8 protein-coding genes are annotated in these 12,135 nt (G+C 59.4%); 1 reads left to right on the forward strand and 7 read right to left on the reverse strand.

Annotated elements, in window-relative coordinates:
• Positions 1–60: 60 nt before the first annotated feature.
• Positions 61–1,587: a sulfatase-like hydrolase/transferase gene (locus tag Mal15_RS09505; RefSeq protein WP_147867536.1), complete on the reverse strand. Its 1,527-nt coding sequence runs from the start codon at positions 1,585–1,587 to the stop codon at positions 61–63.
• Between the two features lie 221 nt (positions 1,588–1,808).
• Between Mal15_RS09505 and Mal15_RS09510 the strand changes: the two genes are divergently transcribed.
• Positions 1,809–3,548, forward strand: a complete 1,740-nt coding sequence (locus Mal15_RS09510) for an arylsulfatase (protein WP_147867537.1) — start codon at positions 1,809–1,811, stop codon at positions 3,546–3,548.
• Between the two features lie 397 nt (positions 3,549–3,945).
• On the opposite strand, the gene Mal15_RS09515 is transcribed toward Mal15_RS09510, so the two are convergent.
• The 6 genes from Mal15_RS09515 to Mal15_RS09540 form a co-directional block, all read right to left on the reverse strand.
• On the reverse strand, positions 3,946–4,848 hold the full coding sequence (locus Mal15_RS09515) for an RNA polymerase sigma factor (protein WP_233903370.1): 903 nt from the start codon (positions 4,846–4,848) through the stop codon (positions 3,946–3,948).
• 8 nt (positions 4,849–4,856) lie between these two features.
• A complete protein-coding gene (locus tag Mal15_RS09520; RefSeq protein ID WP_147867539.1) occupies positions 4,857–6,212 on the reverse strand; it encodes a hypothetical protein in 1,356 nt (451 codons plus the stop codon).
• Positions 6,212–7,921 carry a serine/threonine protein kinase gene (locus tag Mal15_RS09525; protein ID WP_147867540.1) on the reverse strand — a complete coding sequence of 570 codons (1,710 nt, stop codon included), beginning with the start codon at positions 7,919–7,921 and terminating at the stop codon, positions 6,212–6,214. The genes Mal15_RS09520 and Mal15_RS09525 overlap by 1 nt, the downstream gene beginning before the upstream one ends.
• A gap of 9 nt (positions 7,922–7,930) precedes the next feature.
• A complete protein-coding gene (locus Mal15_RS09530) occupies positions 7,931–9,490 on the reverse strand; it encodes a hypothetical protein (protein WP_147867541.1) in 1,560 nt (519 codons plus the stop codon).
• A 195-nt stretch (positions 9,491–9,685) separates the two neighbouring features.
• The gene (locus Mal15_RS09535) at positions 9,686–10,495 is read right to left on the reverse strand and encodes a signal peptide-containing protein (protein WP_147867542.1); all 810 of its coding nucleotides are present in this window, start codon (positions 10,493–10,495) and stop codon (positions 9,686–9,688) included.
• A gap of 425 nt (positions 10,496–10,920) precedes the next feature.
• Positions 10,921–12,132 (reverse strand): class I SAM-dependent methyltransferase, encoded by a 1,212-nt coding sequence (locus Mal15_RS09540; RefSeq protein WP_147867543.1) that lies wholly within the window; start codon positions 12,130–12,132, stop codon positions 10,921–10,923.
• Positions 12,133–12,135 lie beyond the last annotated feature (3 nt).

The raw sequence follows: 12,135 nt of genomic DNA on the forward strand, positions 1-12,135 counted from the left end.
TAAAGGCTAGCCACCAACGCTTATGCCCGTGCCATTGGTACCTGCCTCCTTTCCGCGGCACTAGGGTGTCCGCGGTGCCGGCAGATGCGGAACGAACTTTGCGTCGGTGCGGTGCAGCTCCTCGATCGCTTTTTCCCGCAGGGAGATCAGCAACGTTCGGTGCTCCGGCAGCAACGCGAGGTTGTTCAGTTCTTCCGGGTCCGCGTGCAGATCGTAGACCTCTTCCATCTCGCCTGCGACCATTGTGCGGATGTACTTGTATCGGCCGTCGCGCAGCAGCACGTACCAGGGGATGCCGCCGACTTCATACATTCCGGTTTCATCCGGCATTTGATCGGTGTCAGATCCGTATCGGCGTCCCGTGTGGGTCATCAGCATCGGTTGAATCCAGTCGTCGGTTTCTGGATCGGCCAACAGCCGACTGATGTCACGCCCGTCGGTCCGCCAGGGCAGGTCAACGTTCGCGGCTTTGCAAAAGTGACGGACGAGGTCGGGGGCGTTGATCGGGTGCGAGCAAACCTTTCCGGCGGGGATCTTTCCGGCGTGGGAAATGATCATGGGCGAAGCGATCGCGGCGTCGTAGGGCGCGACTTTGTTGTTCATGCCATGTTGCCCGAGTGCGAAACCTTGATCGGCGGCATAGACGATCAGCGTGTTTTCCAATTGACCGGTTTCACGCAGGGTTTGAATCAAACGACCGACGCCTTCGTCGATCGCCATTTCGCATTCGTTGTATTGCTGGACCCAATCGTCGTATCCCTGCCCGGCGGTGTTGGTGTTGAAGTTGCTTTTCGCAACTTTTTTGCTGCGGCGATACGGTTTGCCGTCGGGACCTTCTTGCCATGCGTTCAGATTGGCCAGGTAGGCAGGCTTGTTGGGCCAGGGGCCGAAGATATCCTCGGGAACGGGAGCAGTGTTGCCGGCCAGTTTTCCTTCGTGTCGGTCGGCGGGCGTGGTCGGTCCGTGGATGGCTCCGTAGCACAACCACAAATACCAGGGCTTGGTTTCGTCGCGGTTCTGGCCCTTGATGTAGTCGATCGCCCAGTTGGTGTAATTGTCCGTCGAGTACCCGTCGACTTTACGATCGACTCCGTTGAAGGTCATGATTTGATCGTAGAAGTAGTTGCCGGCGTTTTCCGGGTGCCCGGGACGATTCCACACGATCTGGTGGTCCCAGTCTCGACCGTTGCCGGTGTCGATGCCCGTGTGCCACTTGCCGATCTGAGCGGTGTGGTAGCCACTGTTGCGAAGTTCGGCGGGCCAGAAACGACATTGTTGTGGATCGTAGACGCTGGCAGGGTACTGGCCCTCCATCCGCATCGTTTGGATGCCGTGTTGCAGACGGCCTGTCAGGAAGCTGGCGCGGGAGGGCATGCACCAGGCGCCGAAATAGGTGCGTTCGAATCGGATGCCCTGTCTGGCCAACGCGTCGATGTTGGGCGTGTGCACCCATTCGGGCGATTCGGGGTAACACGACAGCGTTTTGTAGTTCTGGTCGTCGGAGAAAATGAACAGGATGTTCGGCCGATCCTCGGCAGCGACGCTGGACGCGAGGAGTAAGACGAGCCAGAGAGCGTGTTTGTTCATCGGTTGATCGTCACTCGGCTGTTTCCAACCGAGTCAGGTAACGGGGTGCGGCGGTCACGGCCGATTCGGTGAGCCCTCATTGAAGACGTTCCCCACGCGGACCGGAGATGCGACATTCTAGTCGGTTTCGGAAGCGAAAAGCGATTCGATGACCGCCACGCGGTCGATCGCTGGCAGGTTAAGATGGTAGCCACCGGAACATTCATCACCGAGGATCTTTCATGCTACGATTTCGATTTGCAGCGATTTGCTTCGCAGCGGCGACGATTTGTCCGCACTCCACTGCTACGGCGGCCGATCGCGCCCCGTCAGAGCAGCCTCCGAACATCATTTACATCATGTCCGACGACATGGGATACTCGGACATCGGATGTTACGGCAGCGAAATCGACACGCCGAACTTGAATGCCCTCGCCGACAAGGGGATCCGCTACACCCAGTTCTACAACACCGCCCGCTGCTGCCCGACCCGGGCGAGTCTGTTGACGGGGCTGTACCCGCACCAGGCGGGGATCGGGCACATGATGAACGACCGTGGCTATGACGGATACCGCGGCGACCTGAATCGAAACTGCGTCACGCTGGCCGAGGTGCTCAAGCCGGCCGGCTACCGCACCTACCTGTCGGGTAAATGGCACGTCACCAAACAGATCCGCCCCCAGAACGAAGCCGACAAACAGAACTGGCCGCGGCAACGCGGGTTCGACCGCTTTTATGGAACCATCCACGGCGCCGGCAGTTTTTTTGATCCCAACACGTTGACGCGAGACAACCAATACCTCTCGCCCGCGGACGACCCCGAATACGGGCCGGAGGATCAAACCAACGGCACGTTCTACTACACCGATGCGATCGCCGATCACGCCGTTCGCTTCATCAACGAACACCATTTCGAAACCGGCGACCAACCGTTTTTTATGTACGTCAGTTTCACCGCGGCTCATTGGCCGATGCATGCGTTAGAAAAAGACATCGCAAAGTACAAAGGAAAATACGATGCCGGATACGACGCCGTTCGTGCAGCACGTTACCAAAAGATGATCGACTTGGGCGTGATCGATCCGAACGCGACGACCAACTTTCCGGTCCCCGAAAACTCCAAAGAAGTCGAATTCTGGGAGTGGGAAAAACGCAACATGGAAGTCTACGCGGCGATGATCGACAACATGGACCAGGGCATTGGGCGAATCGTCGACGCACTCCGCGATACCGGACAATTCGAGAACACGCTGATTTGTTTCTTTCAAGACAATGGCGGATGTGCGGAAAACTACGGGCGTGGGGGTAAAGGTGTGGATCGCGCCGAAGCAGCGACGCTGCCCACATTGCCCGAGGACTACCTGCAGGGCGACATGCAACCCAAACAAACCCGCGATGGTTTCCCGGTTCGAACCGGCAAAGGCGTCATGGCCGGGCCGGCCGACACCTACATCGGATACGGACGCGCCTGGGCCACCGTTTCCAACACCCCTTTTCGCGAGTACAAACACTGGGTGCACGAAGGTGGCATCTCGACGCCGTTGATCGTCCATTGGCCCTCCAAGGTGACGCGTCACGGCGAGTTGGAACACACGCCCGGCCACCTGGTCGACTTGATGGCGACCGCCGTGGATGTCTCGGGGGCTGACTACCCGAGCGTGTTTCATGGCGGCAACCGGATCAAACCGATGGAAGGCAAAAGCCTGGTGCCGACTTTCGAAGGCAAACCGATCGAGCGCGAGGCGATCTACTGGGAACACGAAGGCAATCGTGCGATCCGCGTCGGCGATTTCAAGTTGGTCGCCAAGGGGGCCAAGGGAAAGTGGGAACTGTACAACATCGCGGCCGATCGAAGCGAACAACACGATCTGGCCGACGAACAACCCGAGCGAGTCGAATCGCTGGCCGCCATATGGCAAGCCTATGCCGAGCGGGCCGACGTGCTGCCGCTGAACCCGAACAAGAATGGGAAGAAGAAGTAGGCGAGGCCGCCCACGGTCGCTGCTTGAGACGTCGATTGTTTTACTGAGCGATTTTTGGGTTAGTACCGCTCAGTGGTGATCATCGATCTTCTTTGTTAGCCCAGAACGTTGTTTCACGATGCTGCGGAATGAATTCCGCAGCACTTGCCCAAAGGGCATACACATCCATAGCCTGGGGTCAGGGAACGAGCGCAGCGAAGTGACCGCAACCCCAGGAAAGTGGACCTGGGTTTACGCCCGGATTCGCTGGGGCTCATCCGGTCTTACCCCAGGCTAAGTTGTAGATCGCCGTTGGCGAACCGAGCGGAGTGATCTTTGATGACGCACGGAACAAAAGTAACTGAACCCATCAGTAATACAATCGACGCCCCTCGCAGCGAGGGGAATCGCCTAAAGGCTAGACACCAACGTGCGCCCGAAAAAAGCCGATGGTGGATTGCACCAACCGGTCGCGGGCGGCAGCGTTTTCACCGGCTGCCGAACCGGGACGGAGTTCCTCCAGATTGGCTCGACAAAACGAACACCCGAGCGTCTGGACGTGAAAATCCACGTAGCTGGCCCAGGCGTCCGGCAGAATCCCCAGGGTGTACTTGCCCAGCGTGCTGCGTTTGGGGCAACTGGGGCGTTCCGCTTCCCAGACGCGACTTAACAAACCGTCGGCCAGCAAAGCATCATCGGGCCAGTTGCCGGCACGCTCCGCCGATCGTCTCAGTTCGTCACGCAGTCGTCCGATCAGTCGACGTTTCACCACGGCAACTTCGTTTTCACTGATCTCCATCACCGCGGCGAGTTCTTGATTGCGTCGCCGGGCGAAAAACAGTCCTTCGGCGATTTCCAGCTCTTTAAACCGCTCGCCCGACTGCAAGTCATCGGCGAGACGACGGATCGCGGCGGCCAGCGCCACGGTGGTGGCTTGGTTCTGTTCATCACGTCGGACGTACCAACTGACACTCGGCTCGGTCGACTCCGCGGTGGCAAGTGCGTCGATCACGCTTTCTCCGCCGAAGTGACACACGGGCAACGGCTGCGCGATGCCGCTGCGACGGTAATGATCGATGATGCGGTACCGCAGGATTTGAAACAGAAAGGATTCTAGTTCGCCGTCGCCGCGATAGTTTTCCCGCGCATCCAAGAACGAGACGAACGTTTCTTGGACCAAGTCCTCGGCGGTGGCCAAAGAATCGACACGATGGAGCGCAAATGCGATCAAGCGACGCTGGAATCGGTCTACGAATTGCCGCCACCCGTCTTGGTCGCCGGTTTCAATCAATTGCAGAAGATGCGCGTCAGCTTCGTTCACGGGGCGTCCTATCCGAGAAACATGGCAACAATCAGACCTCCCATCACGACCACGCCTGCCAATCCTAGCATGACCTGGCTTCGATAGTAGCCTTCCGTCACCCAGTTCAGCCCCAGGCATAACACGATGGTCGCGAGGACCAGCACAACCACTCCAAAAATTTGCAACAGACGTCCGATTTGGGAACGTTCAAACGCTTCGGCCGCGGTCGTGCGTGCAACATCGACTTGTTGTGCATCGGGCACTTCGACCAGAACGGCTTCTCGCCACACGTCGCCGTAAGAACGGGACAGTCGCTGGGCGAATCGATCGACGACATGCCGGTCGTCAATGATCGCGTACGATTTTCCGCGGAACGAAAACGCTGCTTGCCGGACCGCATCCTCCAAGGCGGCTTTGCGGGCCTGACCCTCGGTCGATTGAAATTCGCCGGAGTACCCGACAACGAATTTGCGTTGTGGATACCGGGACACAAATTGGTCGAACGATTCGACCCAAGGTTTCTCGGTCACAAAAGCCTGGAAGGAGGCTTGGCGACCGCCCATCGTGGCGGTACAGGTGAGCAGTCGGCTTTGCAGCTGGTCTTGTTGATCCCAAGGTGCCTGCATCAAAGTCGACTTGGAGACAGAGAAATGAATCGCAAGCTCGTTTTCGATCGGTTTGGTTGGTGCGTTGCCCGGACGTGTTCCGACGCCGATCGCGGAGAACTGCGTCCCCAGACGTGAGATCGCAGCCGGAAGCAAGGAGTCAAGATCGGGGCCATCGGCGGAAACGACGACCTTGTCGGGATCAACAACGTCGTTGCTGTCGTTTTGGTCGTCACGAAGCAGCACTCGGTTTTCGGCGAGTTTCTCTTTCAGGCCGGATAGCAATGCATCGATCGCGGAAGCATCACTCGGATACACGTTTGCCGTAAAAGTCGCCGTGTCCGTCGCTCGCCACGTTCCGGCCGGCTGTTGTTGGGAGGATGTGTTTGGCTGAAGTGAATCCTCGTCGGACGTCTGATCAACCGGTTTCAGGACCGGCGGCGGTACCGGACGCTGAGGCGGCGATGGAGCCGCGGAGGCCGATTCCCCGGTGGGAATGGACGGAACATCGACGCTGGTCGAATCGAGCGGTCGATCGGGTACTCGGGTTCCCGCAGCGTGCTGGTCGGCCCAGACATGGTGCTCGGACGAGGCGACTCGCACGCTGTACGTGGCAGCCAGTAGGAACAACGGCACGATGATCAACAAAAACAAGCCCGCCACGATCGCAGCGACACGGCCGGCAGTCGATTTTGCACTGACCGCCGAAACGATCACGACGACCAAGATGCCAAGGTAGATCCCGAGGACGATCAGTAAGAAAAAGCTGACAAACATTAGGAAACGTGCTCCTCGATCGATGCTTCAGCGTGAAAGAAATTTGTCAATGCGCTGTTGGGCCGCGAACGGTCATCGCCAGGTCGACGGGCTGGGGTCGTCTTGTGCCGCGATGCGTCGCCTCGGTCCCACGGCGTGTCATTCGGCTCTTGCCAAAGCGACGTCAACTGAACCGTGATCGCGCCAGCCATCGTTGCGGCCATCGACAGGATCACATAGTCCAGTCGAAAGACGTTCAGTCCCAGCGCGACCCCATAGAGCCCTGCCGCAACACCGCTGACCGCCCCTGCAATCAGTGTTCGTCCGACTCGGATTCGCTGTGGTCGTTGCGGATCGGCGAAACACCGCCAGTCCATCAGTAGGGTCGCGGTCAGACCGCCGGCCCAGCATCCGGCAAGTGCATCTTCAAACGGAATTCGATTGAACACATAGTGAAGCAAGCCGTAGATCAACGCCCAAACCCCGAGCAGCCAAACCCGCGTGGCCAGAGGGGTAAACCAGCGCGGCACTGGCGGCTGGGAAAAAATAATCGTCATCGCCAACAGCATCGAAATTAGCCAGATCCAAACCGGCATCAATACCAGCGCGATCGCATCAAGATCGCCGGCGACCTCGAGAGAGACGACAAAAGCCAGCGCCCCCAGAAGGATCGTGGACACGAACGACAGAGCCACACGGGTCAGATACCGTGCGTCAGCCATCCGCCGTAATCGCGCATCGACCACTGGATGCGTGTCGCGTCCGCGTGACGGTGTTTCCGATTCGGCGGTGTCGCTGGTGGCGTGACGTGCTCCGACGGTGTCGGCCAAGTCTTCGATCCCCAGCGATTCAATCTTTGATGGTGCTGGGTTCGTCGGGGACGTGTTCTTTTTCCCGATCAACGACAAACTGGCAGGGATCGAATCGTCGATCACCCTTGTCGATTCACAGCCCAGCGCATCAGCCATCTCCCGGGCCGACTGGTAACGTTTTGCCGGGTCACGTTCCATCGCCTTGCGGACCACGCCGGCAAACGGTTCTTGCAACGCGCCGACGTCGACTTCACCGCTGAGATGTTTCATCAAGATCTCGCCGACACTTTCGCCGTCAAAGGGCGGTTTGCCGGTCAGCATTTCATACAACATCACGCCCAGGGCATACAGATCGACGGTTTTGTCGTATCGCCCCATGCTGATCTCCGGGGCCATGTAGTGCACGCTTCCCACGGTCATCGTATGCCCGCTGGCATGACTGACGGTGATCACTTTGCTCAAACTGTAATCGCCGATTTTGACGACACCGTCTTCGAAGAAAATGTTGTGCGGCTTCAAGTCGCGGTGGACGATTCCGGCGGTGTGCAAGTAGTCGATTCCCCTGGCAAGCTCGCGGACGAAGAACATCGCCTGCGCCGGATCGATTCCCTGGGGTGACGCATCCAAGATCTCTCGCAAGGAAGCGCCGGAAACATACTCCATGATCACCCAGGGTGTTCCGTCGTCGCCTTGTTTGACATCAAAGATCATCACCAGATGCGGTGACTTTAAATTCATGCAGTGGCCGATGCCGCGCAGTTCGATGTCCTCGTAGTTTTGCACCGCTTTGAGCGCGACTTCGCGGCCCGCATCACTGGTCGCAAAGTAGACTTCACCGAATCCGCCGCGTCCGAGCGCGTGCTGGATCGTGTAACCCTCCAGCGGACGATCGCCTTGTTGGTAGTGAAACGCTGGCATGCCGCGACCTTAGGACAGATTGACTTGAGTGAGTGAAAAACGCGTCTGGCCGAGTAAGACCGGGCGATCGGGTTCCAGTTGGCAGACGTCACCGCCCGGCTCGGCGAATTTGATCGCGTAACCGCCGGCCGAGCGAAACACGACGATCGGTCGCTCGCCGCCGGAGATCGAAAAGTGGCCGCCGGAGCCCGAAAACAACAGCGAATCCGCCATCAATGCCGCGCAGCGAATCTCACGTTTGGCCAGCCCCGCCCCGGACAATTGCAGCACCGCCGAACCGCTTGCAGGGACGGTCTTGCGGAACTTGAGACGTCCCCGCCGGCCGTACCCCAGCGAATCACCGTCGGCCAACAGTCGGCGTTTGGTCGGCCGATCGTTGACACGGAACTCTGCCTCCGACTCGGCAAAATAGTCTTCGCCCGCGCGGCGGATGAACAACGCAGCCGACGGCCCCTCGGTCAGGAGCGGCAAATCGTAACGCTGTGACGTCGATGACGCCCCCACCGAAACACGCTCCGCATCGAGCAACAGGATCGTCCCCAGCCCATCGACCCGCAATACCCTGGCGCCCTGCCGCTCGTCCACCCGTTGGTGTCCAGGCTTTAGCCGAACCCCGGTCGCTGCTTCGCAGCCGGAGTGTGCGGCTAAAGCCTGAACACCAACAGGTCTACCCGTCGGGATCGGGACGTAACCGTCGAGCAGCCCCAACGGACCCGAACGCACCTTGGCGACTTGGTCAGCAAGCAGGGCGAGTGTCTTGCGAGTTTCGGTGATCCAAGGTGCATTTGAGATCACTTGCGAGACCAAGGCGAGTTCGCGATCGGCTTCCAGGTAGCATGCCCGGCCGATCAACTCGTTTGCGCGTGCACATCGATCGAAACAGGATCGCAGTTCATTCAGGCGAGCATCCATCGGCGCCGCGGCGATTGCCATTTGCAACCCGTCGCCGCCACGATCCAGTCGACCGCTCTCGAAGTCGGCGACAATCCGCTCCAGGATCGGCGGCAGCAGTGCCCGGATCTTGTCCACCACCAATCGATGACGTCGAAGTTCTGCATCAAGCGACTGGACGATTGCAACGCCCGCCTCAAAATCGTGTGACGCGATCGCCTGGCCGATCCGATCGGCCGCCGCAGCGGCCAACGTGCGTTTGCGTTCGATTTCGGCGGCGAGCCTGGAATGGGTTGGACCGGGTGGCAAGAGATGTTGTCCCAACGTGAATTGACCGAGTTGACCTTGCATTTTAGCCTCCCGAGCTGCCTCTTGCTCGGCGGCCGCCTGGGCACGCTGCTGCGATTCAATTTCCGCTATTTCGCTTACCAGATTGACGACCTCGCTGGTCCGTCCGGCCAGACATCGTGCCTTGTCCGCATCCGATCTGGCATCGCGGTGGTGTTGGCGATCGAGATGCCGCCGTGCACGTTGAACCAGATGATCGATCAACAAATCCGTCAACCGCTGGCCGTCGCGGTGCCCTCGCTGCGGTGTCGCGATCAGCAGCTCAAAGGCGTCGTCCAATCGCCCTGCGTCGATCGCGGTCTCGATTCGTTTGAGTTGGATTGGAAACACGGTTGGGATGTTAGGGAGCTTGTTGAATTGGTGTTGCGCTCTTGCGGATGGTGGCACCCCTGTCGCGCTGGCAGTGTTGACCGCTGTACGACGTCCTTTCTAGGTCGTCGCGGGGAGTCCTGTGGACGACGGCCCGGAAGGGCCATCGTACTGGTAGCCGCATCCTGTCGCTGCTTCGCAGCGAGGGGGAGTCGCCTAAAGGCTAGACACCAACGGTTGCGGGGCGTTCGAGTTGCCGAAGTACTCGTCGTACTCCGCCAAGACTTGATCTTCGCTTTGGCTTTCCCCCTCCAGGTCGATGGAAAAGATATCTTGTTCGTGTTCCAAGACCCGCTGGGCGACGGCCAATCGAGTTTCAATCTGTTGCAGCAAGTGATCGGCATCCGACAATTCACTGCCGTCGAGATGGATTCCCGCATCGATCTTGGATGCTTGAACCAAACGAGCCTCTGCCGCCAACGCCTCGACCTTTTGCTCCAGTTCGACTTTGCGGTGGCGCATCGAATCCAAGGATGCCAGCGCCGCGGCCAGCGATTCGTTTCGCTTTTCCAACAACCGTTCCTTGGCGGCCAGTGCAAGTCGGCCCGTCTTGTAGCGGTCCAAGCGTCTGGCAAGTTGCTCGGTCAGTTGCGTTCGATTCAGGTTGCGACCGCCAGCTTTGAACGACACGGATTGCGTCCGCATCTGTTCACGCAGATTGGAAAGCGTCGCCAGTTCGTCCTCCAGACGGTGTTCGGTTTCTGAAACGTCTCGCCGCAGTGCAGCGATTTCGACTTCTTCCTGGGCGATCATTCGCACTTGGGCTTGAAGTTCGGGCAAGATGGCTTCGATCAGATCTCGGGCCCGCCGCAATTCAAACTCGATCGGCACGGTTTCCTGGACGGAATCACGCACCGACCGCGCCGACGTACGCACGTAGCTAAAGAAACCCGGCCCCAACAACAAAACGCCGCCGATCAGGACCGCCAGAAACGCGGCGACGGAATACTTGACCGCTCGGAACATGACAACCAACCTTCAAAGAGTGGAATACGACCTGAAAACGACCGATTTGCCGGTCTGTATCAGGGGAGTCGAAGGCGGGTGGGAAATGTGACTAAGAAAATCGGAAAAAGTTCAAACGTAGCTACCTTCGCAAGAAGAGGGCGTACGGTTTTTGCCCGCGGAGATACGAAGCGTTTACGCGTTTCACTCCCCTTGGCAGGACGCTTGCTTTGAGGTGGTGCGTTCGGAAAGGAGGTCTGGCAGAACCAAATAAACCCACGGATAGCAGCGCGAACCCACGGATGTGATGCGGCCTGGGATCCGTGGGTTCGCGCTGCTATCCGTGGGCAATCGACCTCCCTGTGGTTCAGGGCGCCAGAGATATTTGCAAGAACCCTTTAGAATCAAAGACTTAGAAACCGCACGACCTCGGAAGGTGGGACCGGTCATCCGGGCGCGGTCAACGCCGCGAATTGACGACGCGTTCCCTTGCCGATCCACAGTGTGAACGGCCGCTCGCCGCAGGATCGGTAGCGCTTTTCTAGCACGTTGGGATTCTGGGACACGCCCCGCGTTTTGACTCGCCAGGGGAAACCATTCATCGATCGCAACGTCTTGCGCAACTTGCGGTCATCGCAGGCCCCCGACCAAATCACGGGTTCACAGATCGCTAGATCACCGGTGATTTCGGTCTGGCCGGTCAAGAACCCGCGGGGGCCGCCGATGGTGGCATAGCCGTGTTGATCGGCAAACGATTCGGTCAGTCCGGCGGCGCGGATGGCGGCGTCGGGGTCGGCCAGGTAGGCCATCGGCTGGTCCACTCGCTCGACCGCGCCGTCGATGCGCTCGCTGGTGTGTATCGCAACATTGCCAGCTTTCCCCAGCACAACCGCGGAGCGCGCGGATTCGGCAAGCGGCGGGCCAAGGTTCTCACCCGCCCGATCGATCGCGCTGCCTGTCAACAACGTTTGCTCGCGGACATTGGCGCCGAGCGAAATCCACACGCGATGCCGCTGCGGCCGGTCTTCGATCTCTGCGGCCGGCGCCAGTTTGACGATCCCCGCCTCGCAGCGATCCAGGATTTGTTCCACCACGTCCCAAGGCGGCGAGTAGTCTTCGGGGCGAACCTTGCGGCCGGCATCGTCGCGGCGATCGGGATCCAGATGAACGGTCGCGTCGCCGGGAATCGCAAACGTGGCGACGTCGTCACAACGCACGTCGATCTGCGCCGGGATGGAACCCAAATTCAATCGTAGGTTTTCCGTGGCCATGGCAACCATCATGGGGTCGGTATCAACCGCGGTGATCGGACGGCCGGAGGAACCATATGCCTTGGCGATCGCGATGGTGTCGGCGCCCAATCCACAACAACCTTCGACCACCGTGGTGCCGTTCATCCAGCGGGCCTTCAAGTCGGCGACCGCTGCAGGTGTCGCTTGGCTGAGCGAACGCTCGGTGCACCACCAGATTCCGTCACCTAATTTCGCCCGCGCTTTGGATTGCAGATTCAGCGACACCAAGACGACGGCGGCGAGGTCCTGCCCCACCATCGAGCGGACTTTCGCCGCCACCGCCGCGTCCCAGACGCCGTGCTGGATCGCCATGCGCAGCGCCTCTTCACAGCCGGCGAGGTCGTGCGTGGAAGGGGTGTGGGGCATTGT

It is taken from the genome of Stieleria maiorica, assembly GCF_008035925.1.
Lineage (GTDB): Bacteria > Planctomycetota > Planctomycetia > Pirellulales > Pirellulaceae > Stieleria > Stieleria maiorica.

What these genes read in the sequence shown, in the direction of transcription:
- Mal15_RS09505 (WP_147867536.1), bottom strand. Translation starts at nt 1,587, where the DNA reads ATGAACAAACACGCTCTCTGGCTCGTCTTACTCCTCGCGTCCAGCGTC.
- Mal15_RS09510 (WP_147867537.1), top strand. Translation starts at nt 1,809, where the DNA reads ATGCTACGATTTCGATTTGCAGCGATTTGCTTCGCAGCGGCGACGATT.
- Mal15_RS09520 (WP_147867539.1), bottom strand. Translation starts at nt 6,212, where the DNA reads ATGTTTGTCAGCTTTTTCTTACTGATCGTCCTCGGGATCTACCTTGGC.
- Mal15_RS09525 (WP_147867540.1), bottom strand. Translation starts at nt 7,921, where the DNA reads ATGCCAGCGTTTCACTACCAACAAGGCGATCGTCCGCTGGAGGGTTAC.
- Mal15_RS09535 (WP_147867542.1), bottom strand. Translation starts at nt 10,495, where the DNA reads ATGTTCCGAGCGGTCAAGTATTCCGTCGCCGCGTTTCTGGCGGTCCTG.
- Mal15_RS09540 (WP_147867543.1), bottom strand. Translation starts at nt 12,132, where the DNA reads ATGCCCCACACCCCTTCCACGCACGACCTCGCCGGCTGTGAAGAGGCG.